Origin of the sequence: Desulfosporosinus paludis (genome assembly GCF_045689965.1) — a bacterium.
Classification (GTDB): domain Bacteria; phylum Bacillota; class Desulfitobacteriia; order Desulfitobacteriales; family Desulfitobacteriaceae; genus Desulfosporosinus; species Desulfosporosinus paludis.
Genome location: NZ_CP144211.1, coordinates 141532 through 164666, shown reverse-complemented (window position 1 = coordinate 164666; position 23135 = coordinate 141532). Strand labels below are relative to the sequence as shown.

Genomic DNA, 23135 nt, shown 5'->3' with positions numbered 1-23135 from the left:
GGCGTGGGAAGAGGTAGCGTATGAACTACCAGAGATTGATTTAATATGACGGTTATATTTCCTGGATTATTTCAGTAATTAAGAAGAGGATATGAACGAAAAATGTGGAATGCTTTACTAAGAACAATGCAGGAAGAACTTGAGATATATCTATTAAATATAGAATTTGGTTTGGATCAATTAACCACTGAACTCAACTTGACAGTTCCATAATTCTGGATATGGGGGATTGTATTTGATATTCTCTTCAGTAATATATTTGTTTTTTATCGGGTTATTTAATACTTTTACAACGCATGTCTTGCTTACAAGAAGAAAATCAATAGTTTTTTGTATAAATGCTTTTATCCTAACTACAATAGTTACGTACGTTATGAATATTTGTGTAGAAAAGTATATCCATAATCCGGTGACTATAGAATATGTTTTATATCTGATTTCTTGTTTCTATTTAGCCTATATTCACGTTGTATTTAAGGAATCAATATCAAAAAAGATATTTGCAATGTTTAGCATTTGGATGTTCTCAACAATCTGTTTGGTTGTTTCTGTTAAAATTGCAACAATAGTTTCAGGTGTTAATGACATTGTATATAATCTTAATCTTATCTATCTGCTTAGAGAGTGTTTTCAAATATTACTATTATTAACTGCTTACTTCTTTATAAGTAATCAATACAAAAAAGTTCTCAGCAAAGTATCCAATAAAACGATAGGATTTATGTCTCTTTACCCAGTATTTGCTTTTCTATTGTTAATCAATAATTATACGACATCGATTGGGGGCTTAAAAAATTTAAACTTCACCTGGAATATGCTTTTGCTTTTAGTATTTATCATTTTAGGCTATGTTTTTATATTTGCAGGGATATCATCAGCATCTCGAATAATATGTATGCAATATGACATGGAGAAACTGGAGCTGATTTCCAGATCAGATCCTTTAACCGGGCTATATAACAGAAGGTTCATTATGGAGAAGATTGAAAGTGAGTACATAAATTCTAAAAAGAATACAAAGAAGTTTTCACTTATCATTGCAGATATCGATTATTTTAAGAAGATAAATGACACCTTTGGACATGACTGTGGGGATCATGTTCTTAAAGTGATATCGAATAGCCTCAAGGATGCTGTTCGAGAACATGATTTTGTATCCAGGTGGGGTGGGGAGGAATTTTTGTTCTTACTTCCGGAAACTGAAATTGAAGGAGCACACATACTTGTGGCTCGAGTAAAGAAAATCATAGAAGAACAAATTATTGAATATAATGGGGTTCAAGTGTCAATTACGATGACCTTTGGGGTAACCGAGAGCCAAGACTATGAAATGATTGAAGATATAATAAAAAAAGCGGACAATGCACTATATGTAGGAAAAAGTCGTGGAAGAAATTGTATTATCCTCGCATAATAAGGTTAGTTACTTTCTACATCCACTGCTTACTGTCAGGGGACTCAGGGTACATGTACGTTGAAACAAAACTCAACCACCGAAATCAATTTTAACGCATGATCTCGGTGGTTGAGTTAGTAGTCTTTAAGTTAAAATGACACAAGGCATGTATTCTTATTTAGTAAGTGACTCTCCTGCATTAAATGCCTGTTCTAATAATTTATTTATCCGCCAGCTTAAAACTTGGCGAACCTGTGCCTGAACAAAGCAGGCTGTCAATAAGCTCCCATAAAGGCAGATTTCTCATTGTCGGCAAATTATTTCGATGTGCCGAAAGTTGATCTTGATAACATACCTTTGGGTATACTCCTAAATCTTTGAATGGAGGAACTAACGAGAATGAAAGAATTATTTCTTGTTGAACCGCAAGAACGATATAGAGAAAGTTTCGAGAAAATGGTTTATGAATATAGCGCGCATGGTGAAAAGGATTATTATGAAATGTATAAAGAGGCTTTAAGCAATTTCAATCAATATGTTTTGAAATTGAAGAATAACTCAAAGGGGATCGGTGTACCTGCTAGTTGGGTACCTTCATACACTTATTGGTTAACCGATATGGATGATCAAATTAGAGGAGTCGTAAGAATACGTACATCCTTAAATAATGAATTTGTTAGGAAATATGCTGGCCATATAGGCTATGATATTTCTCCCCTATCCAGGAGAAAGGGCTATGGGAATACTCTATTGAAGCTTGCACTTGAAAAGGCAGCAATGATTAATTTAGATAAGGTTTTAATTACATGTAATGAGGACAATATTGCATCCCAAAGAGTTATTGAGAATAATGGAGGAGTTTTTGAATCGGTAATATTTAGCGAAGAAAAAAATAAGCAGCTCAGAAGATATTGGATTACCTTAGGGATTTAACTTGAATTTGGAATGAATGATAGTTTTTATGTGTACCGAAACTGGACAGCAAGAGCACGGCATTTTTATAAAAACCACGATTGATATAATGACTCAATCCCTTGATCAATCTCTTCACAAGTCATACTGCCAAATCCAAGCATGACTTGTGAAGAGATACAATTATTATGGAAATAGGTCCCGGAGAGGGAGAATAATCGAATATCTCTCGCCTGAGCACGTTCGATAAGTTCCTCTTCATTAAGAGGATTTCCAACGAGCTCTAAAACAACGTGAAGGCCTGCCCCTTGCCCAATAATATTACCTTGAGAACCGAAATGATGATGGATCGATTGAATGAGTGCATCGTGTTTCTTCTTATAAACGATTCGCATCTTACGTAAATGACAGTCCCAATACCCCTGTTCCATAAACTTATAAAGTGTTCTCTGCTCTAAGAAGGAGACATTCGTGAAATAATCGGAAAATAGCCTGCGGTACACTGTGAGTAAGCGGAATGGCAGAACCATATAGCTTATTCGAAGTGCAGGGGATAATACCTTAGAAAAAGTGCCAACATATACTATATTTCCTTGTGGGTGCAATCCTTGCAGCGACGGAATTGGCTTGCCGGAATACCTTAGTTCACTATCATAGTCATCTTCAATAATGACTCCGCCGACAGATTCAGCCCAATCGATTAATTTTAGTCGATTCGTGACAGGCATTACATAGCCTAATGGGAATTGGTGGGATGGAGTGACATAAACAACGGTGCTGTTGGTATTCTGTAATGAATTTAGGTCGAGACCGTTCAAATTGATGGGCACAGGGGTAATAGAAAAGGAATGATTCTGGAAAACCTTTTTGGGAACAAAATAGCCTGGATCTTCGATAGCGAATGCAGAATGATTTTCTTGCAATATTAACGCTACTTTGGAAAGACTATCTTGAAGCCCTGAGCAAAGGACTATCTGCTCAGGATCACAAGAAACGTCACGAGAACGCGCCAGATATTTTTGTATCTCGCAACGTAATGCAAAATCACCTTGTTGATCTTTATAGTTGGAATATTGTTTTGGATCTTCCTTTAAACAATCAAGATAAAGTTTACGCCATAGGTTAACTGGAAAGCTTTCGGCTGAAAGAATGGCAGGATGAAAATCATAAGAATACAATTTTTCGAAGCCGGATACTTCTTGATGGGCAGTGTGGATTTTACAGAGATCCCTTGGAAGGAATTCGGGATCTATTGATGAAACATAATAGCCACTTCTTGGCCTACTGTGTATATATCCTTCAGCACACAATTGCTGATAGGCATGTTCAACTGTATTGCGGCTTACAGATAATTCGAGCGAAAAATTTTTTATCGATGGAAGTTTTGTATCAGGCTGCAATTCCCCTGATAATATTTGCTTTTTAAGCTTTTGATAGATTTTCTTGTGTAACGGTTGACGGCTACGATAGTCTAATATAAACATTTTTCCACCTAACCTATTATCCATTAGTTATATTGAAGTGACAAAACTGTCATTCAAAATCGTTTCCGAAAACTGACCCCATAATATAGTTTGAGATTGTACCTGTTATTAGATGCAGTTTTGCTTTATTATATGCGTGTCCGATAAAACGAGCAAGGGTCGCCGTGGAGACTATCAAGCCCCTAACTACCACTTTTTCTAACAGAAAGGATGTATTCTTATGCTTAATGAAAAATTATTAGCCGTGCTTTCTCATCCAGCAGATGGTGCTGTCACAATTCTAACAAACGGAGACAAAGGTCCACATTTGGTTAATACATGGAATAGCTATGTAATGGTTACCCCCGAAGACAAACTATTAATTCCAGCTTATGGTTATAACAAAACGGAAAAGAACATTAACAGTAATAACGAGGTTACTCTTTCGATTGCCAGCAGAGAGATAGAGGGTTACAAATCGAAAGGAACAGGTTTTATCGTGAAAGGAACTATGCGAGTTATAAAATCTGGTGAGGGATTTGAACGTATGAAAGAGAAGTTTTCAGGAATTCATGCAGTACTGGAAATAACTGTAGATAGTGCACAGCAAATGCTTTAAATAAGCCTAATCCAGAGCATTTCCCGAGAGCGTTGGGGAAGTGGGGAACTAGGCGGTATTAAGTAAATTAATATGTAGAAACGTTAAACCCCCTTGCTAGTATCATTGACAGATCTAGAAAGGGGTTTTTGTCTATCGATGGAAACTGGTGGGATGAATTGAATCCTATAAAAAACTTCCGAACATTATAAGAATAAGTTGCCACAGTTGTAAAGATTCGTATTATAATGGAGGAAAATTTCCGATGAAGAAAGGTTAAACATTGCAATGTTAGAGGCTCTGAGAAAATTTGAAATTTATTATGGTTTTAGTAAGATTTACTTGGAATTGGTAAAGATTAATGGAGAGGGAATCTAAGGGAAGAATAGTCGAACATAATAACTTAAGAGGTGAACTATATGAAAAAAAGTTTGGGTGCTAAAACTTTGGTTTACCCTACACCAGTATTGGTTATTGGTACTTATGATAATGAAGGCAACCCCAATGTCATGACGGCTGCTTGGGGAGGAATTTGCTGCTCATCCCCGCCTTGCGTTGCAATTTCACTACGCAAAGCAACCTATACTTATGGTAACCTCATGTCCAAAAAGGCTTTCACCATAAATATCCCCTCTGAAAACTATATTAGAGAAGCCGATTATTTTGGCATGGTATCTGGAAAAAAAGAAGATAAATTTGCTAAGACAGGCCTTACACCGGTAAAAAGTGATACCGTTGATGCACCTTATATAAAAGAGTTTCCAGTTAATTTAGAGTGTAAAATTATCCACATTATTGAAATTGGCCTGCACACCCAGTTTATTGGTGAGGTTATGGATGCCAAAATTGATGATACCATATTAGAAACAGGAGATCAGCCGATTATAGAACAAATAAAACCTTTAATATTTGCCCCGGAAAGTAGAAATTACTATGCTATCGGAAAACAAATTGCTCAAGGATTTTCTATAGGCAAAGACATAGAGTAAAAAAATGTTTAGGGTATGAGTCTAGCGTAAGTAGGTAAAAGAGCAAGGCCTCGATTCCTTCGAAGCCTTGCCATCATTGGGTTTCCTGATCCTTATAATTAGCCTTGCCTGAAACTTGGGATAACATTTTGCCAGGAAATTGTTTTTATCGGCCACCTGTTTTACTTACATATCCCTTGGCCCTTGATAAGTTACAGCTCTCATGAGGAACCTCCTAAACTTCCCTTGACGTATTTATAGTATAGTGTAGATCTATTTTATTTTAATATTCATAAGGTACGCAGTGTAGCCAAAACCCAGGGAAAAGTCCGGTGTTGATAATCTAGGATAAATAAAAACCGAATATAGCACAAGATAATAGATATCTGAAAATCGAATTTAAACAAAAAATAATTAGATAGGAGAAAGTTATGAATTGGAACTATGAAGAGAGACGTATATTTGGTACAGATGAAAAAGGCGAATTGATGTGTGAAACTACTTTTGTCCTCAAGAAAAACGGAGAGTTAAATATCGATCATACCTATGTCAATCCGATTTTGAGAGGGCAGGGCGTAGCTGGTAAGATGATGGTAGTTGTAGCAGAGCATCTAAGGGAAAAAGGTTTAAAGGCTTCGGCTACATGTTCCTATGCTAATATTTGGTTGAGAAGGCATGAAGAATTGTATTCGGATATCCTTTCACAGGGTACGGATGATCAAGGCGCTGCATGCAAAATTGATGCGAAACATTAGTTGATCCTAACCTGTTGGTGTTTACGAAATTCGATAAGGATACCTTCAGATAAAATAAGTATCTCTAGCTGCTTGGAAAAGAGAAATTTCCGAAAAAGTATTAAACGGCGGTGCTTTCAGGCAAAAGAAATAGCCTTCGGCTTTTGTGCCGAAGGCTATTGGCGTCTTCACAGCATCAAGATATTATAAGTTCTAACGCGCCTGACAAAGGCATGCTGGAAAGATTCGCGAAGACTACTCCGGACGGATAGCCCATACTTTCTTGGAAATTTCTTCAGGGTCAACGGTTATTCGGGCTACTCCGCTGTCCATGGCGACTTTGGCAACTGCTGCCGCTACAGCGGGGGCAACGCGGGGATCGAAAGCTTTGGGAATTACGTAATCAGGGCTGCATTCTTCGTCACTGACCAAGCCTGCAATCGCATAGGCAGCAGCTATTTTCATTTTTTCATTAATTTGAGTGGCGCGAACATCGAGAGCACCTCTGAAAATACCGGGAAAAGCCGATACGTTGTTAACTTGGTTAGGATAATCCGAACGTCCGGTTCCAACAACTTTTGCTCCGGCTTCTTTAGCTAGTTCGGGCATGATTTCCGGAACCGGGTTTGCCATGGCAAAGATGATTGGGTCGGCAGCCATCGATTTAACCATCTCAGGGGTTACGGTATTCGCAGCCGAAACACCGATGAAGACATCAGCGCCGACTAAAGCATCGGCCAGTGTACCCGCCAGCTTCTGTTGATTGGTTACTTCGGCAATAGCGTCTTTGGATTTATTCATCCCGACGGGGCGTCCTTTGTAGATGGCTCCCTTAGTATCGCACATAATCACATCGTTAACGCCCATACTTAGAAGCAATTTAATAATAGCCACACCGGCAGCGCCAGCGCCATTAGTGACAACGCGAATGTTATCCAGGCGTTTGCCGGTTACTTTAAGAGCATTGATCATACCTGCCATAACGACGATAGCCGTGCCGTGTTGGTCATCATGGAAAACGGGGATATTCATTTCTTTTTTCAGCCGCTCTTCAATTTCGAAGCAGGCCGGCGCGCTGATGTCTTCCAGGTTGATGCCGCCAAAGGTTGGTTCCAGGAGTTTTACCGTCTCAACAACTTTATCGATATCCTCAGTGTTTAAGCAGATCGGGAAGGCATCGACTCCGGCAAACGCCTTAAACAGTACGGATTTTCCTTCCATAACGGGCATGGAGGCCTGCGCTCCAATGTTTCCCAGGCCGAGGACTGCCGTTCCATTCGAGACAACGGCGACAAAATTGCCCTTGTTGGTATAAGCATAGGCTAGGCTATTATCTTTCTCGATATCCAGGCAAGGCTCGGCAACCCCCGGGGAATAGGCCAGGGATAAGTCCCGGCTGTCTCGGACAGGTACTTTGCTGTGTACTTCCAGTTTTCCCACATTGCTGCGATGAAGCTCTAAAGCATCTTCTCTTAAGGTTCCCATTTAAACAAAACTCCCTCCGATATTTCTCCCTTAGATTTTGATTAATAATTATTGATTTTAGTGAAGATAGATTTTAGCAAAGATAGTAGTTGATCTGTTTGAAAGATAGCTGTGTTATTGCTCTTCTTTCTTTAGGAAGAGAATTATCAACTGATTTCCGAGGCTATTGTGTGTAATAGCTCTGCTATTTTCGCAGCCAACGGTCAAGCGTAAACTTATTAACCTCACGGTTCAAGTCCGCCAGACTCGTGGTTAAAGGTATATTTTTGGGGCAGGCGCGAACACAGTTCTGGGCATTGCCGCAATCCGCGATTCCGCCTTCATCCAGCAGGGGAGCTAAGCGTTCGTATTTGTTCATTTCACCGGTCGGATGGGCATTAAAGAGTCGGACTTGGGATATTGGCGCCGGACCGATGAATTTAGAGCGGGAATTCACTTGCGGGCAGGCTTCCATGCAGCAGCCGCAGGTCATACACTTGGATAATTCATAAGCCCACTGGCGTTTGACTTCAGCCATCCGCGGACCAGAACCCAAGTTATATGTCCCGTCAATGGGAATCCAGGCGTGGACTTTTTTCAGATTGTCAAACATGATTTGCCGGTCTACCATGAGGTCCCGTACAAGGGGAAATTTCGTCAGCGGTTCCAGGACAATGGGCTGTTCCAGTTGGTCGATCAGGGCAGAGCAGGCCTGTTTCGCTTTGCCGTTAATGATCATCGTGCAAGCTCCGCAAACCTCTTCCAGGCAGTTGCATTCCCAGACCACAGGTGTCGTCTTTTGGCCGGAAGAGGTGACCGGATTCTTCTGAATCTCCATTAAACAGGAAATGACATTTGATTTTTCCCGATAGGGAACATCAAATTCTTCCCAGCGGCTTGCTTTATCCGGGCCGTCCTGACGCCGGATTCGAAAGTGGATTGATTTTTGCTGAACCATGCTCTTATTCGCCTCCTACTTCTATTAATAATGACGCGGACGCGGCGGAATCAGAGAGACATCAACATCCTCATAACTGAGTTCCGGGCCGCCCGGTGTCCAACGTGCTATCGTTGTCTTTAAGAAATTAACATCATCGCGCTCGGGGTAATCGGGTTTATAATGAGCGCCCCGGCTTTCGTTGCGGTTTAAGGCCCCTAAAGTAATCACCCTGGCCAGCTCCAGCATATTCCGCAGCTGACGGATGAATGTTCCTTCCTGGGTTCCCCATTCGACATTATCACTTCGTCCGATATTATGCCAGCGTTTCAAGAGATCCTGAAGCACAAGGTCAGTTTCTGCCAGCTTATCGTTGTAGCGGACAACGGTCACGTTCAAGGTCATAATATCCCCCAATTCTTTATGGATGAGGTAGGGGTTTTCCGGGCCTTTCATCGCCATGACCTCTGCCCATTTTTCAGCCTGAAGTTTCTTTTCGCTTAAGAAGGCCAGTTCGTTGCCGCTGGGGGTTTGAATCTTATTTTTATTGATGTACTCCATGACTTTAGGCCCGGCGATCATGCCGCCGTAGATCGCCGAAAGCAGGGAATTAGCGCCCAGACGGTTGGCGCCGTGGTATTGGTATTCACATTCTCCGGCGGCAAAAAGTCCGGGAATGTTCGTCATCTGGTCGTAATCAACCCAAAGTCCGCCCATGGAATAGTGAACAGCCGGGAAAATCCTCATGGGAAGCTTCTTGGGATCATCCCCAACGAACTTCTCATAAATCTCCAGGATTCCGCCAAGCTTAACTTGTAAAACGTCCGGATCAATATGGGAAAGATCGAGGTAAACCATGTTTTCGCCGTTAATGCCAAGCCCTTTGTCAAAAACGACTTCGTAAATAGCGCGGGTGGCAATATCGCGGGGAACCAGGTTTCCATAGTCCGGATACATTTCCTCAAGGAAATACCAGGGCTGTCCATCTTTATACGTCCAGATCCGGCCGCCTTCTCCTCGGGCCGATTCCGACATCAGCCTTAGCTTGTCGTCTCCCGGAATCGCAGTAGGGTGGATCTGAATAAATTCCCCATTGGCATAATGCACGCCTTGTTGATACAAAGCGGCTGAGGCACTTCCGGTGCAAATGGCAGAGTTTGTGCTCTTACCAAAGACTGCGCCCGCCCCACCGGTAGCGACAATTACAGCGTCACCTGCAAAGGCCTGGATGCTCATATCCCGTAAGTTCTGGGCAACAATCCCTTGGCAAACTCCGTTGTCGATCACAGCCGAGAGCAATTCCCACTGTTCATATTTTTGAACCATACCTTCAGATTCGTAACGCCGGACCTGCTCATCCAGCGCGTAAAGAAGCTGCTGGCCGGTGGTGGCACCGGCAAAGGCAGTGCGGTGAAACTTGGTTCCGCCGAAACGGCGAAAATCCAGCAGGCCTTCCGAGGTGCGGCTGAACATGACGCCCATCCGGTCCATCATGTGAATAATCGCCGGCGCCGCATCACACATTCCTTTGACCGGCGGCTGGTTGGCGAGAAATCCCCACCGTAGACCGAATCATCAAAGTGCAGCCACGTAGAGTCTCCTTCTCCTTTGGTATTAACCGCTCCGTTAATACCTCCCTGAGCGCATACCGAGTGTGAACGTTTAACCGGCACTAAAGAAAATAAGTCGACGCGCGTACCGGCCTCAGCCATCTTGATCGTTGCCATCAGCCCGGCAAGGCCGCCGCCTACTACGATGACTTTACTCATCCCTGACCCTCCTAAAAATTTAGTATTATGATGAACATGTTCTGATTGGCTTGTTAAATAGCTTGCTTTGACTGTTGGTTTAGTGGTTGGTTTGTTTGATTCCCATCGTATTACAGGAAAGAGGAAAGATCAGCTAAGCCAACCACGGAGATCAGTACAAAGACTACCGCCAATACATAAGACAATACTTTTTGGGAATGCGGTCCAATCGTAATTCCCCAGGTGATGGCAAAGGCCCATAGGCCGTTGACGAAATGAAAGATGGCAAACAGGACGCCAAGGGCGTAGAAGATTAGTCCCAGCGGATTACTTAGGAACTGATGGATCGATGCAAAACTCGCCTCGCCAAAACGCAGAAGGTAAACGTGAATAATAATGAAGATGGCAGTATAGATGCCGGAAATACGTTGGATGAGGTAAAACCAGTTTCTTGCATAATTGTAATACAAAGCATTGCCTTGCCCGGTATAAACCACCCAGATTCCATAAACAGCGTGCAGTAAAATGGGAATAAAGATGACAACCAGTTCAACGATGATAATCCCGGGAAAGTTGCGCATGGTGTTGATGACCTTGTCATACATCTCCGGCCCTCCGCGGGCAGAAAGATTAAGAAACATGTGAAAGATCAAGAACAGACCGATGGGCACTAACCCTAATAAAGAATGGACTCTGCGAATCAAGAAATGATAAGGCTTTTGTGGTGTACTCATAAATCCCGGATCCTCTCCCCTCAAGTTGTGATGATATATACTGCATGTGAGAAAGTAAGGTGCAAACTGTGTGCCAATTCGAGATGATTTAACTGTATTTTAGAAATATTTATTCCAGAGGCCGTGCAAAGCCTTATCTGCCTTAAGGTTCAGTCGATGGAATATCAGGTTAAGAATTGAGAATAAGTGAGTAATGAATTCTCATTAATCAAAATTTAAACACAAAAAAATTCTATTATCTAGAATTTGGCACGAAAAATTCTAGATAATAGAATTTGAACGAACATAAGTTTATTTGACAAGGATTAGAAGGATTAGTTTGAAATAGTTTATTGCCGGTTAGGTCATAGTTTTCAGCTTATTATAGAGAGTTGCCAGAGATATCTTCAACGTCTTGGCAGCTTGTTTCTTTCCTTCGGCAGAGTCGCCGAACCGTTTTAACGCCAGGCGGATCATTTGCTTTTCCATTTGCTCGATGGGCATTATTTCTTCTATCCAATGCTCCTGAGGAATAGGAGACAGGGAATCAAAGAGATTAAGGATGGATTTATGACTGATTAATTCTTCATCAGAAGTAAGCATAGCGCGCTCCATAACGTTTTGAAGTTCGCGGATGTTACCGGGCCAGTCATAATTCATCAGTAACTCTTCGGCCCGACGGGTCAAACCCACGACGTGTTTGCCGAACTTGCGGTTAAATTTGCCGATGAGGGAATGGACATGGGCGGGAATATCTTCTTTGTGACTGCGCAGCGGCGGCAAGCGCAGTTCAATGACATTAAGCCGGTAATAAAGATCCTCACGAAAATCCCCCCGTTTGGCCATCGCCAGCAAATTGCGGTTGGTTGCGGCAATGACCCGGACATCCACTTTAATCGTTTTTGTTCCCCCAACCCGCTCGAATTCCATCTCCTGCAAGACGCGCAGAAGTTTAGCCTGTAAATAGGGGTTCATATCCCCAATCTCGTCTAAGAAAATAGTTCCTCCGTTGGCCAGATCCATTTTTCCCAGCTTGGTCTTTAAGGCTCCGGTAAAAGTGCCTTTTTCATGCCCGAAGAATTCACTTTCGAGTAAGGTCTCGGGAATGGCCGCGCAGTTCACCTTAATGAAAGGCTTGTCGAACCGTGAACTGGCACTGTGGATGGCGTGAGCAAACAGTTCTTTGCCGGTACCGGATTCCCCGGTTATAAGAACGGTTGAGCTGCTTTTCGCCGCTTTGCGGGCCAAATTCAAGGCGCTTTTAAATTCCGGGTGACTTCCGATTAAGTCATCAAAGGTGTAGGAACTGGTAGATATCTGATTGATGCGGCTTTGCAGATCGTCAATCACTTGATTGGAAGCTTTCAACTGTTCCATAAGCTTATAAATGTCCGTCAGCGGCTGGAAGACCACGACCGCGCCTTCTATTTTCCCATCAACGATAATAGGGGAGGCATTGGAGATGACTTCGACATCGGAGCCGCCAACCTGTGACCTGTGAGCGAACACGGATTCATGCGTCCGCAGGGCTCTGGCCAGGGCGCCGTCCGGAGAAGCCGCAAAAATATTGCTGCCGATTCTTTGACTCGCGGGAATTGTAGTCACCCGGCTGAACGATGGGTTGACATATTTAATCTTCCCGTCAATTCCTGCGACTTCAATGGCTTCCTGTACCGAGTTCAGAATCGTGTCGAGTTCTCCTTTAAGGTGTTTGATGTTGGCCAGCTTTTCGGTTTCTTCAATGATGTACATCATAAGATTGGCGCCTTGAGCTTCAATCAAGGCGCTGGACTTTGCTTTCCTGCGCTCTAATTCTACCTGGACATTGGGGCTGCCGGTTGCTTCAATAATCACATCGAGATTCGGAATTTTAAGAAAGGCCTCCAGAGTCAGGCAGGTTGCTACACCGTCCTGCCTGGCTATTTCCACCCCGGGATTCTTATCGATACGGTCACAGACCACAATGATCTCGATATGGTCAATTTTGCGCAGGGTTTTATAGACCGCCGTTCCTCCTTGCCCCATGCCTACGATGCCTACTCTTACTTTGAGAGCCATAGATCCCACTCCTGTCGGATTATCAATTGCCTTTGATCTTGCATTTTACGTTCAGTACTATTATTAAAAGAGTTTCGATATTTGTTCGGATTTAGATACTGGTTCTCAGGCCCGACTCCGGACGTTATTAGAAATATTCGATATATTAAGCTGATTCCCTACCTAAAAATCTAATTATTAGAAATTTATTTGGATTTGGCTGAGTTAAACGTGATTCTGAGGGCTGTCTTGGGTTGTCTCTGCCTGATTTTTCTACTTATCACATCTAAAATATAGAAATTAGAATCATTTTGTCAGGTTTTTCCGGGAGGAAGCTTCCGGAAACCCAGTCGTTATGCCTTTTTGAGCTATTTTCCGTGTTTATGATTATTGGCATAATTCTTGCTAAGTTAAACCAAGAGAAAACCATAGCACTGTATGATGAGCAAGTATGAGAAATAGGTTGAGAAGCAGGTAGGCGATGTAGATCTGAGAAGGAATTATGGAAGGCAGATTTGAAATGCAGTGATAAGAAAGGAGTCGGAAGAAGACAAAACTAGGATTAAGACAATAACATTGGGGGGAAAAGCATGAAGGAAATTTATGTTGAAGAAATCATTTCAGCGGTTGAAAAACTTTGTATAGAGTCCAATTACGACCTTGGTTCGGATATTATGACGGGATTTCAAAAAGCTTTGCAGGACGAGCGCTCACCCTTAGGGGCCGAGGTGTTGAAACGGTTGATTGAGAATGCCCAGGTTGCGCGGCAAGAGAGAGTTCCCATGTGCCAGGACACGGGGATGGCGATCATTTTTGCTGAACTGGGCCAGGACTTGCATGTTGCCGGCGGCGCCTTAACTGAGGCCATCAATGAGGGGGTGCGCCGCGGCTATGAAAAAGGATATTTGCGTAAATCCGTGGTCAGCGATCCCTTTGAGCGGGTGAATACAGGGGATAACACGCCGGCAATTATTCACTATGATCTTATGCCGGGCGATTCGCTGCGCCTGGTCGTGGCTCCGAAAGGGTTCGGCAGTGAAAATATGGGAGGCTTGAAAATGTGCAAGCCTTCGGAGGGTTTAGAAGGGGCTATGCAGTTTGTGGTGGACACGGTCGACCGGGCGGGCGGCAATCCTTGTCCTCCGATCATTGTGGGAGTGGGTATCGGCGGATCGATGGAAAAAGCGACCTTCCTGGCCAAAAAGAGCTTGCTCAGAGAGGTAGGCCAACATAACCCGGAGGAGCGTCTGGCGAAAATCGAGGAAGAATTATTGAATCGGATTAATCGTCTGGGCATCGGTCCCCAGGGGTTCGGCGGGGTGACGACAGCGCTTGCCGTTAACCTGGAAGTTTATCCCACGCATATCGCCGGGATGCCGGTTGCCGTAAACATTGGCTGCCATGCCACCCGTCATAAAGAAATTGTTTTACAAGGGAGGATAAGCAGATGAGCGAACCCTTACGGATTGAAACTCCCCTTACCCAGGAGAAGCTCAAAAGCCTGAAGGCAGGGGACAGTGTCTTAATCAGCGGTGTCATCTACACCGGGCGCGACGCGGCCCATAAGAAAATGATCGATGCTTTGGCCCAAGGCGCCGACCTTCCCTTCCCGGTGAAGGATCAAATGATCTATTTCGTAGGACCGACACCGGCGAAAGAAGGTCAGGTGATTGGCTCCGCCGGTCCGACAACAAGCGGGCGGATGGACGCCTATTCCCCTGCGCTAATCGCTCAGGGGTTAACCGGCATGATCGGCAAGGGACTGCGTTCCTCTGAGGTAGTTGAAGCCATGAAAGAACACGGCGCTGTTTACTTCGGCGCGATTGGCGGGGCGGGCGCCATTATATCCAAGTGCATTGTTTCCGCCGAAGTGATTGCCTACCCCGAGCTGGGAACAGAGGCGGTACGGCGCCTGGTCGTCAAGGATTTCCCGGCTATTGTGGTCATTGATTGCTATGGCAGCAATCTTTACGAAATTGGCAAAGCTCAGTACCGCAGTCTATGATGGCAATGCATGAGGAAGCGAAGCCATTAGTTCATTTCAGGTATCCCGGAAGTTTGGTAAAGCTCTTATGCAAGTGCATGGGTAAGCCTAGAAGTGCCGAGTGAACGGATGTGCGGGAAGCTGTTCCTTTGTAGTTTTTTGAAAGTTCATTATATTGTATTCTCTTTAAAGGAATTAAGGGTAAACAGACGAATAAATAGTGTAATGACTAAAGATGGAGGCTTACCAGATGAAGTTCCGCGCCAATCTGATCTTATCTGTTTTCTTGCTTGTCGTGACGCCCATTGTTATAACCAGTTTAGTCACCATGGAAGCCGCGGACAGGGCTTTACAGGCCCAGGCCCTTGAAACGGGGCATCCTCTTAGCTTTGAGAAAATAGAGATAGCCCGCTTGCGGGAAAATATCGTCTATATTGTCATCATCGGGACGGTTGTCAGTTTAACCGGCGCGGGAATTTTCACGAGTGAACTGTCCGGATCGGTCAATAAAATCAAGCAAGGCCTGGATAATTTAAGTCATGACGCCAATACGGCCATTGATGTTCAGCGGGGAATTATGGGGGAAATCGCCACTTCAATTAATCAACTTGCTGAGAAATTGCATGAGACCCGCAGTCACAGAGACGCACTGCTGGAGTGCAGCCCTAACGGAATTATTACCGTTGATAAACTTGGCAAGATCATTCTCTTTAATCCTGCAGTCTCAAGCTTAACAGGTATTCCGCCGGGAACAGCTCTTGGAGCAAATTATCAGGAGATTGGCTTACCTCCCGCTTTAATCCGCCCGCTGGCAGCTGCCTTAACCAAGCAGCCTACCGATATGACGAAAGAAGAAATCCTTTCCCGGCCTGACGGAAATTCCATTGCCGTAGCGATCTCCACCTCAAGATTGCATGATGATGAAGAGATCGTCGGCGCTTTAGCCATCATCATTGATTTGCGCGAGAAGCGCCTACTGGAAGCCCAAGTTCTGCGAGCTAACCGTCTTGCGGGTCTGGGCGAATTAGCGGCTGGGATTGCTCACGAAATCCGCAATCCGCTCACTGCAGTCAAAGGATACTCCCAGGTTCTGGAGGATGAATTGGATCTTCATGACCCGAGGCGAGAATACACCGCCGTGATTGTTAAAGAGGTAAACCGTCTTGACCGGATCGTTCAGGGACTTCTGGCTTTTGCCAGACCTTCGGCCAGTCAGTTTGAACTCGTTAATCTTAACCAAATCATCGAAGAAACCCTGGTTTTAATCGAAAAGCCTGCTTTTAAGCACCGGATTGAATTGCGGAAGGAGTACGGCGAGAATGTTCTGGCGGAAGTTGATAAGGATCAAATTAAACAGATCCTACTCAATTTGTTCATCAACGCCGGTCAAGCCATTCAGGATCAAGGGACGATCAGAATCGTCACCGGACAGAAAGGGGATCAGGTCGCTATCAGGATCATCGACTCCGGCCTGGGGATTTCCCAGGCTATTATCGATAAGCTGTTTGACCCCTTCTTTACCACCAAAGGAGAGGGCACCGGGTTAGGTTTGGCTATTGCCCATCAATTGATTGAACTTCACGGTGGAAAAATTGAAGTACACAGCCGGCTTAACTCAGGGACAGAATTTAAGCTTATTTTACCGATTCGCCAAGGGGGTATTCTAAATGTCTGAGTCCAAAGGCTCAATCCTGGTTGCTGATGATGAAGAAAGTGTACGCAATTTGACAAGCCGGGTCTTAAGCAAAATGAATTACATGGTCACCACTGCAAAGAACGGTGAAGAAGTTTTGGACAAAGTCAAAAACCGCAGTTTTGACCTCCTGATTATGGATATCCGGATGCCTAAATTAGACGGAATGGAAGCGTTCAAGACCCTGCGCAGTGACTATCCCGGCCTGCCTATTATTATGATGACGGCCTTCAGTACGGTCGAGACGACTTTGGAGACTATGCGTCTGGGCGCCTTCGATTACCTGACCAAACCGTTCGATATTTCCGAAGTAAAAACCGCTGTCGAAAAGGCATTTTCCTCCCGGCTGGAGAATGATGTCCCGAGTGACGCCCCCAAACACGCAAGCAATTTGCATATGGATTCCTTTGTCGGGTCCAGTCCTCTCATGCAGGAAGTGTTTAAGACGATTGGCCGGGTGAGCGTGAGTAATTCCTCGGTTTTAATCCAGGGAGAGAGCGGCACCGGCAAAGAGCTGGTAGCCCGTACCCTGCATCAATGCAGTAACCGCAAAAACAAACCCTTTGTGACGGTGAATTGCGGCGCGATTCCGGAAGGGATTCTGGAAAGCGAATTTTTTGGGCATGAAAAAGGTGCGTTTACAGGCGCTCACAACCGGAAAATCGGGAAATTCGAATTTTCCGACAGCGGCACCATTTTTCTCGATGAAATCGGAGAAATGAGTCCGACGTTGCAAGTTAAGCTTCTCCGGGTGCTGCAGGAGCGTGAATTTGAACGGGTGGGCGGCAATGAAAAAATAGCCGTGAATGTCCGGGTGGTTGCGGCCAGCAACAAAAATTTGCGCAAAAGCATTGCGGAAAAAAGCTTTCGGGCGGATCTGTTCTACCGCTTAAATGTTGTGTCCATTTTTATCCCTCCCTTGCGGGAAAGAAAAGAAGATATCCCTTTGTTGGCCGCCTATTTCCGGGATAAATTCTGCGCTATGCTTGGGAAACAGCCCAAAAAGATCTCCCAAGAGGTTATTGAAGTATTGCAGAATTATGATTGGCCGGGAAATGTACGGGAACTGGAAAATATTATTGAACATGCGATTGTTATGGGGAATGGACAGATTATCTTAGCGGAGGACCTGCCCATAGAAATAGCCCCGGCCCCAAAACCCCAGCTCTCCGATAAAGAAGGAAAGCCGGAGACACTGCGAGCCATGGTAAAATCTCTAGAAAAGGACGCCATTGCTGCTACCTTGCAAAAGACAGGGGGAAATAAGCTGCAAACATCTAAAGTGTTAGGTATCAGCAGACGGGCTTTACAATACAAGATCGAAGAATATGGCATAGAATAGAGAGATAAGCGATGAACAAGAATAATTTGTGCTTCAACTCATTGCCTAAGCGGGAAATAACTGAGCGAGAAGTGTCCGAACGGGATGTGACTGAAAGAAAAATAAACTTTTGGCTGCCTGAAAATATTACCAGGCAGCAATGGCTGGTCCTTCTAGCTGCCTGGATCGGCTGGGTTTTTGACTCTATGGATTCTACCATTTACGCTATGGTTCTGCCCTCATCCTTGAAAGACCTTTTGGCAACCGCAGCCAATAAAGCGGATATAGCCTCGCACGGAGGAATTATTTTAGCAATTTTCTTAGTGGGCTGGGCAATCGGAGGAACTCTATTCGGGACGCTGGCGGACTATTTCGGACGCAGCAGAACCCTGGCCATTTCCATTCTCTTTTATGCAGTCTTCACAGGAGTGGCAGCTCTATCCCAAAGCTGGGAACAGTTGGCGTTTTTTCGCTTCCTCACGGCGCTCGGCATCGGCGGCGAGTGGTCTGCAGGTTCCGCCTTGGTAGCAGAATCCTTTTCGGACAAATACCGGACAAAAGTGCTTAGTCTGATGCAAAGTGCCTGGGGGGTAGGCTTTTTCTTCGCGGCCATTGTCAATTTATTTGTTGTCCCGCTGGCGAGCGCTCATCAATTTACTCCCTGGCGGGCAGTCTTGATTATCGGCATTTTCCCGGCTGTCTTTGCCGCCTTTATCCGGGAAAAAGTCCAGGAACCCGAGAAATGGCTGGTGGTCAAGAAAAAACGGGAGACTCTGAAGAATTCGGGCAATACGGCTGCCGTCAGCAAAAATCTGGCCGTACTTACCCTAAAGCAAATTTTCTGGCCGGAACTCCGGCGCGATACCATTGTCGGTACGCTCTTATCCTTTTCCGCTACCTTCGGACTGTGGGCCGTGACTAATTGGACTCCAACCTTCGTCGAGGAGCTGCTACATGTCCATCATCTGTCTGAAGCAGTTATTTCAAACTATAAGAGTTACGCTATTATGGCCTTGAATACGGGAGCGATCCTCGGTTACGTGTTCTTTGGCCCCATAGCCGATCGTCTCGGACGCAAGAAAGCGTTTTTGATTTTTTTTCTGGGCAGTGTCCTCTTAGCACCCTATATTTTTTATAATGTCACAAACTTTACCATGCTGATATTGCTCTTGCCGGTGTTAGGGTTCTTCAATAACGGGATCTTCTCGGGGTTTCCGATTTATCTGGCCGAACTTTACCCTACGAGACTGCGGGCAACCGGGCAGGGGTTTTGCTTTAACTTCGGGAGAATTTTAGCCGCCACTGGTCCGCTATTGACAGGTTTCCTGGTTAATAGCTTCGGCTCTTATGCCAAAGCGGTTGCCGCCGTTTCATCGATTTACATTGTTGGGATTATTGCTCTCCTTTGGGCGAAGGAAACTAAAGGCAAACCCTTGCCGGATTAACCGGAGTTTGAGTCTGCGGATACTCAAATGTGAAGCTGCCTTAGGGGCCTACGGGTTTTTTCATATTCCATCGTTATTCTGTAGCTTTATTGCCTGAAAATAAGCCGTGGAGGTCTTGCTTTAAAAAAGCAAAGATCTCCACGCTTTTGTATTTATGGCTTCTTCGACCACCCGCAGATAGGGGCCGGCCGGAACAACCTCTATGCTGACAGCGCGAAACTTAATGGATACTTTTTAGGCACTGTGCTTAAAAAGTATCCACATTTTTCTGTCTATTTAATTTCCTGATTACAAATAATTTTACGCCATTTAGCTGGATATTAGGACAAAACCCAGTATTCAAGGGGACTTAAGGCGGGCTGGGTAATAAAAAATTTTGATGCAGAAATCTTGGCATAATAATTGCTATTAATATGTATAATCTGAATTTTCTGCACGAAAAAGAAATAGGAAGGGGGATCGATTTAATCATCACCGCTCTCATAGCCAGACACAGTTTTCACTGACAGAAAGTAAAAGGAGATGAGTATGTTGAAGACAAATTATCGTTGGTTTATTATTTTTATGGTCTTTATTATTACTATGGTAAATTATGTTGACCGCTCGGCAATTGCTTTTGCCATGCCGTTGCTCAGCAAACAGTTTCATATGACTCCGGAGGATATCGGTTTAACTCTTGGCGCCTTTAACGTAGGATATGCGGTTATGGTTTTCATAGGCGGACTTATGGTAGATAGGTGGGGTTCCCGCAAGATTTGGATGATCACAGCTTTGGTTTGGTCCTTGAGTATTTTGTCCACAGCCGCAGCTGCCAGCTTTGCTATGTTATATACCGTTCGTTTGATTCTGGGCGTAACGGAAGGTCCGAACTTCCCTGCTTTGAACCGTGTGGTCGGGGACTGGCTGCCCGGTAAGGAAAGAGCTCTGGCCTTGGGGAATGCCTTGGTGGGCGTACCGCTTGCTCTAGCCTTCGGCGGCCTGATTGTTGCTTTCCTGGCGAATTTATTTACCTGGCGGGGCATGTTCGTTGTTCTGGGGGCTTTAGGAATCATCTGGGCTCCAATCTGGTATTTCTACTTCCGTGATTTTCCGGAGAATTCGAGAAAAGTTAACGATGCCGAACTGAAATATATTAAGGAAAGCGACAAAGTTTCCCGTGATTCCGAAAAAGAAATCCATCGTCAAAGTCATGCTTCCAAACCTGGCATGTGGAAATTCCTGCTTACCAATCCGACTCTGCTTTCGAACGACTGGGCTTTCTTCGTCTTCGGCTACAATCTCTTCTTCTTCATGGGCTGGCTGCCGACGTTCTTAAACACAACCTATCACATGAACCTCACTCAGGTTGGCAGTTTCACGTTCTTGCCCTGGATTACGGCGGCAGTTATGTTATATCTCGTGGGCATCATCTCCAATCGCATCCTGAAGTCCACCGGGAAATATCGCCTGGCCCGTTCTCATCCACTTTGGATTACCCAACTGTTAGGCGCGATTTGTCTTTTGCCGATTCTTTACTATCATTCCGTAGGGGTTGCCTTGCTCTCAATCTCCCTCTGTGTTGGCTTCAATATGGCTCCTAACAGTATTTTCTACGCCGTTAACATTGATATTATCAAAGAACGCTCTGGAACTGCCATGGGGATCACGGATTTGTTCTTTGCGGTTGCCGGCTTAATCGCCGCTACCTTAACCGGCTTCATTATCCAGGTCAGCGGATCCTTCCAGGGAGCCTTCGTTCTGGTCATTGTACTCAATATTAGTTCGGTTATTGGTGTTATACTCTTCCATAATCCGGACCGTGAGAATAACAGGACTCAGGTGACCCAAAGTAAGGAATTGGCTTCCTAAGATAACCACGGTCTCTTAGATTATATTATAGGTCATCACCTAATAAAGCAGTGCCGTATGTTTTACAATCTCCTTCCATCAGAGGCCGTTGCAAAACCAATGTCCATAAGTTAAGAAGCCCTGAATGTATGATTAATAAGATTAGATGCAGTTGGAATGATGAAACGGTCATTCCAACTGTTTTTTTGCAATCACCAGAGAACATACCATCTGCGCTTCGGCAGCGGTAGGGTACATTGCCAGGGAATCAAGCGCTCCGCCCCGTAAGGCCGGTACGATTAATATTGTAAAGTAAGTATGATAGCTGCTTATTAAGGGGGAGACAGGATGACATCAAAAAAGAATGGGATCCCTGAGGGATGTCTTGGTCTTACCTGGGAAGAGGCGTCAGCCCTTGCTCAAAAGAATGGTGAGCGGGTGGTGCCAACCTTATGTTCCATGTGTGGTCCTACGTCAAAAGGTTGCGGTATCTACGCATTTGCTAAAGAGGGCCGGTTATCTGAGAGAGCTGCAGCCTTATCCGACCCTTCATATTCATCCCGATACAGCTATTTCCCGGGGCATCAAACATGGAGACTGGGTTATTGTGGAGTCACCGCACTGCTGGTTAAAGGTAAAGGCGGAGAGCTATCTGTGCCCGGGGAGCCCCTTGCAGCGTTCGCCCGGTTCCGCGCCGCGCTACAGCGCATTTCATCCGCAGCTGCCCTATTTGTTTGTAAATAAGGAAAATAAGCCCCTTATTAGCGCTTTCCGTTATGACGAGGAAGGGAAGCTGGAACATATCTGGACTGTTGACGCGCTTCCGCCGCAGATAACCCCGTCGGAGGGGTTTTTGCAATCCGATATTTGCCTGGGAAAATCCGGCCAATACCTCTATTCGCTCCTGAGAGTCGTGAATGTGATTTCAGTTTTTAAAATCGACGGGAAAACCGGCAAGCTCACACTGGTGCAGGCTTTTGAGAATGCCTGCGCCGGCGGCAGAGGCTGCGCGGTCTCTCCTGACGGACGCTTTCTCATCGTTGCGGCGCTTGAAGGGCATGAGGTCGCAGCCTATCCTATAGGAGAAGACGGCAGGCTCTCTCCGGCGCAATGACCACCAGATTCCAAGGCGATAATGACGCAATCTTTATTCCGGGGATTAGGTGCCATCCTCTTGATCCCTCCAGCAGTCCAGATTTTTCAGCGAGTATCCGCGATGTTGGTATTTCCTGCAAGGCAATTTTTGACTGCACCGTTCCCTATGACCAGAAGCAGCGTTTCCAGAGAGTAAAATTGGGTGGCAACGCTCTGGCCTGCGCCTCAGCTTTAAAAGTGATTTGAGATTATTGAGCGCGATAATTTGTGCGCCCGTTCGCTGGAGATTGAACGGAAATGCAGGGAGAATTTCCAGCTGTGGCAAGAAAAGTATGAAGAGGTCGGCGACGTCAGAGGGATAGGCTGTATGATGGGCCTTGAATTCGTGACCGACAAAACGAGCAGGAACCCTAATCCCCAATTGGTCGTCAAGATCATCGCCTCTGCGGCCGGACAGGGTTTGATCGTGGAGAACGCCGGAATTTACGGCAATGTGATCAGATTTTTGTGCCCGCTGGTTGTGACGGACACCAGCTTGAGAGAGGCTTGGAGATTTTGGAGTCAGCCCTGGAGACCTGCCGGCAGAATTAAGCATTTTGAGTGTAGTAACAGCATTGAGCAAAATCCAGGCCGCCTGGTTATTAAACCATATGCCTCAGGCCGGTCCCAAATTCGAATGCGCATTCGAATTTGGGACCGGCCGTCTCGTTTTACTCTAAATTCTTATTGACAAATATGGATGGGAGTATGTCACAAGCAAGACAACTATATTAATATAAGAGGAGATAAGGAAGTCTATT

The 23135-nt window shown here is 44.9% G+C and carries 18 protein-coding genes and 2 pseudogenes; 14 read left to right on the top strand and 6 right to left on the bottom strand.

Annotation, left to right across the window (positions count from 1 at the left end):
- The first annotated feature begins 409 nt into the window (after nucleotides 1-409).
- Both VZF35_RS00785 and VZF35_RS00780 read left to right on the top strand, forming a co-directional pair.
- Nucleotides 410-1414 carry a GGDEF domain-containing protein gene (locus tag VZF35_RS00785; protein WP_407310081.1) on the top strand — a complete coding sequence of 335 codons (1005 nt, stop codon included), beginning with the start codon at nucleotides 410-412 and terminating at the stop codon, nucleotides 1412-1414.
- 381 nt (nucleotides 1415-1795) lie between these two features.
- Entirely contained in the window at nucleotides 1796-2329 is a 534-nt protein-coding gene (locus VZF35_RS00780; RefSeq protein WP_407310079.1) for a GNAT family N-acetyltransferase, read from the top strand.
- Nucleotides 2330-2394: 65 nt separating this feature from the next.
- Here the strand turns inward: VZF35_RS00780 and VZF35_RS00775 are convergent, their stop codons facing one another.
- A complete protein-coding gene (locus VZF35_RS00775; RefSeq protein ID WP_407310077.1) occupies nucleotides 2395-3816 on the bottom strand; it encodes a PLP-dependent aminotransferase family protein in 1422 nt (473 codons plus the stop codon).
- Nucleotides 3817-4012: 196 nt separating this feature from the next.
- Between VZF35_RS00775 and VZF35_RS00770 the strand changes: the two genes are divergently transcribed.
- From VZF35_RS00770 to VZF35_RS00760, 3 genes are all read left to right on the top strand, one after another.
- On the top strand, nucleotides 4013-4390 hold the full coding sequence (locus VZF35_RS00770; protein WP_407310075.1) for a pyridoxamine 5'-phosphate oxidase family protein: 378 nt from the start codon (nucleotides 4013-4015) through the stop codon (nucleotides 4388-4390).
- A 398-nt stretch (nucleotides 4391-4788) separates the two neighbouring features.
- Nucleotides 4789-5358 (top strand): flavin reductase family protein, encoded by a 570-nt coding sequence (locus VZF35_RS00765; protein WP_407310073.1) that lies wholly within the window; start codon nucleotides 4789-4791, stop codon nucleotides 5356-5358.
- A gap of 410 nt (nucleotides 5359-5768) precedes the next feature.
- Entirely contained in the window at nucleotides 5769-6092 is a 324-nt protein-coding gene (locus VZF35_RS00760) for a GNAT family N-acetyltransferase (RefSeq protein WP_407310071.1), read from the top strand.
- Between the two features lie 234 nt (nucleotides 6093-6326).
- Here the strand turns inward: VZF35_RS00760 and VZF35_RS00755 are convergent, their stop codons facing one another.
- The 5 genes and pseudogenes from VZF35_RS00755 to VZF35_RS00735 all read right to left on the bottom strand — a co-directional run bounded on the left by VZF35_RS00755 (nucleotide 6327) and on the right by VZF35_RS00735 (nucleotide 12991).
- Nucleotides 6327-7556, bottom strand: a complete 1230-nt coding sequence (locus tag VZF35_RS00755; RefSeq protein ID WP_407310069.1) for an NADP-dependent malic enzyme — start codon at nucleotides 7554-7556, stop codon at nucleotides 6327-6329.
- Nucleotides 7557-7740: 184 nt separating this feature from the next.
- A complete protein-coding gene (sdhB, locus tag VZF35_RS00750) occupies nucleotides 7741-8493 on the bottom strand; it encodes a succinate dehydrogenase iron-sulfur subunit (RefSeq protein WP_407310067.1) in 753 nt (250 codons plus the stop codon).
- Nucleotides 8494-8517: 24 nt separating this feature from the next.
- Nucleotides 8518-10241, bottom strand: a pseudogene (gene sdhA / locus VZF35_RS00745) (succinate dehydrogenase flavoprotein subunit).
- A 110-nt stretch (nucleotides 10242-10351) separates the two neighbouring features.
- Complete coding sequence (locus VZF35_RS00740; RefSeq protein WP_407310065.1) at nucleotides 10352-10954, bottom strand: succinate dehydrogenase cytochrome b558 subunit; 603 nt, start codon at nucleotides 10952-10954, stop codon at nucleotides 10352-10354.
- 339 nt (nucleotides 10955-11293) lie between these two features.
- Nucleotides 11294-12991, bottom strand: a complete 1698-nt coding sequence (locus tag VZF35_RS00735) for a sigma 54-interacting transcriptional regulator (protein ID WP_407310063.1) — start codon at nucleotides 12989-12991, stop codon at nucleotides 11294-11296.
- A gap of 569 nt (nucleotides 12992-13560) precedes the next feature.
- Here VZF35_RS00735 and VZF35_RS00730 point away from each other — a divergent pair.
- The 9 genes and pseudogenes from VZF35_RS00730 to VZF35_RS00690 all read left to right on the top strand — a co-directional run bounded on the left by VZF35_RS00730 (nucleotide 13561) and on the right by VZF35_RS00690 (nucleotide 23065).
- On the top strand, nucleotides 13561-14421 hold the full coding sequence (locus tag VZF35_RS00730; protein WP_407310061.1) for a fumarate hydratase: 861 nt from the start codon (nucleotides 13561-13563) through the stop codon (nucleotides 14419-14421).
- The gene (locus VZF35_RS00725) at nucleotides 14418-14975 is read left to right on the top strand and encodes a Fe-S-containing hydro-lyase (RefSeq protein WP_407310059.1); all 558 of its coding nucleotides are present in this window, start codon (nucleotides 14418-14420) and stop codon (nucleotides 14973-14975) included. Before VZF35_RS00730 ends, VZF35_RS00725 begins: the two co-directional genes overlap by 4 nt.
- 229 nt (nucleotides 14976-15204) lie before the next feature.
- Entirely contained in the window at nucleotides 15205-16629 is a 1425-nt protein-coding gene (locus tag VZF35_RS00720) for an ATP-binding protein (protein ID WP_407310058.1), read from the top strand.
- A complete protein-coding gene (locus VZF35_RS00715; RefSeq protein WP_407310056.1) occupies nucleotides 16622-17989 on the top strand; it encodes a sigma-54-dependent transcriptional regulator in 1368 nt (455 codons plus the stop codon). Before VZF35_RS00720 ends, VZF35_RS00715 begins: the two co-directional genes overlap by 8 nt.
- 41 nt (nucleotides 17990-18030) lie before the next feature.
- A complete protein-coding gene (locus VZF35_RS00710; protein ID WP_407310054.1) occupies nucleotides 18031-19413 on the top strand; it encodes an MFS transporter in 1383 nt (460 codons plus the stop codon).
- A gap of 528 nt (nucleotides 19414-19941) precedes the next feature.
- Nucleotides 19942-21261 (top strand): MFS transporter, encoded by a 1320-nt coding sequence (locus VZF35_RS00705; protein ID WP_407310052.1) that lies wholly within the window; start codon nucleotides 19942-19944, stop codon nucleotides 21259-21261.
- Nucleotides 21262-21604: 343 nt separating this feature from the next.
- Nucleotides 21605-22354 carry a beta-propeller fold lactonase family protein gene (locus tag VZF35_RS00700; protein WP_407310050.1) on the top strand — a complete coding sequence of 250 codons (750 nt, stop codon included), beginning with the start codon at nucleotides 21605-21607 and terminating at the stop codon, nucleotides 22352-22354.
- Nucleotides 22348-22581: pseudogene (locus VZF35_RS00695) on the top strand (hypothetical protein); the annotation flags it as partial. The gene VZF35_RS00700 and the pseudogene VZF35_RS00695, both read left to right, overlap by 7 nt.
- Nucleotides 22582-22600: 19 nt before the next feature.
- The gene (locus VZF35_RS00690) at nucleotides 22601-23065 is read left to right on the top strand and encodes an aminotransferase class III-fold pyridoxal phosphate-dependent enzyme (protein WP_407310048.1); all 465 of its coding nucleotides are present in this window, start codon (nucleotides 22601-22603) and stop codon (nucleotides 23063-23065) included.
- The last annotated feature ends 70 nt before the right edge of the window (nucleotides 23066-23135 follow it).

What these genes read in the sequence shown, in the direction of transcription:
- VZF35_RS00780 (WP_407310079.1), top strand. Translation starts at nt 1,796, where the DNA reads ATGAAAGAATTATTTCTTGTTGAACCGCAAGAACGATATAGAGAAAGT.
- VZF35_RS00775 (WP_407310077.1), bottom strand. Translation starts at nt 3,816, where the DNA reads ATGGATAATAGGTTAGGTGGAAAAATGTTTATATTAGACTATCGTAGC.
- VZF35_RS00770 (WP_407310075.1), top strand. Translation starts at nt 4,013, where the DNA reads ATGCTTAATGAAAAATTATTAGCCGTGCTTTCTCATCCAGCAGATGGT.
- VZF35_RS00765 (WP_407310073.1), top strand. Translation starts at nt 4,789, where the DNA reads ATGAAAAAAAGTTTGGGTGCTAAAACTTTGGTTTACCCTACACCAGTA.
- VZF35_RS00760 (WP_407310071.1), top strand. Translation starts at nt 5,769, where the DNA reads ATGAATTGGAACTATGAAGAGAGACGTATATTTGGTACAGATGAAAAA.
- VZF35_RS00755 (WP_407310069.1), bottom strand. Translation starts at nt 7,556, where the DNA reads ATGGGAACCTTAAGAGAAGATGCTTTAGAGCTTCATCGCAGCAATGTG.
- sdhB (WP_407310067.1), bottom strand. Translation starts at nt 8,493, where the DNA reads ATGGTTCAGCAAAAATCAATCCACTTTCGAATCCGGCGTCAGGACGGC.
- VZF35_RS00740 (WP_407310065.1), bottom strand. Translation starts at nt 10,954, where the DNA reads ATGAGTACACCACAAAAGCCTTATCATTTCTTGATTCGCAGAGTCCAT.
- VZF35_RS00735 (WP_407310063.1), bottom strand. Translation starts at nt 12,991, where the DNA reads ATGGCTCTCAAAGTAAGAGTAGGCATCGTAGGCATGGGGCAAGGAGGA.
- VZF35_RS00730 (WP_407310061.1), top strand. Translation starts at nt 13,561, where the DNA reads ATGAAGGAAATTTATGTTGAAGAAATCATTTCAGCGGTTGAAAAACTT.
- VZF35_RS00725 (WP_407310059.1), top strand. Translation starts at nt 14,418, where the DNA reads ATGAGCGAACCCTTACGGATTGAAACTCCCCTTACCCAGGAGAAGCTC.
- VZF35_RS00720 (WP_407310058.1), top strand. Translation starts at nt 15,205, where the DNA reads ATGAAGTTCCGCGCCAATCTGATCTTATCTGTTTTCTTGCTTGTCGTG.
- VZF35_RS00715 (WP_407310056.1), top strand. Translation starts at nt 16,622, where the DNA reads ATGTCTGAGTCCAAAGGCTCAATCCTGGTTGCTGATGATGAAGAAAGT.
- VZF35_RS00705 (WP_407310052.1), top strand. Translation starts at nt 19,942, where the DNA reads ATGTTGAAGACAAATTATCGTTGGTTTATTATTTTTATGGTCTTTATT.
- VZF35_RS00700 (WP_407310050.1), top strand. Translation starts at nt 21,605, where the DNA reads ATGGGATCCCTGAGGGATGTCTTGGTCTTACCTGGGAAGAGGCGTCAG.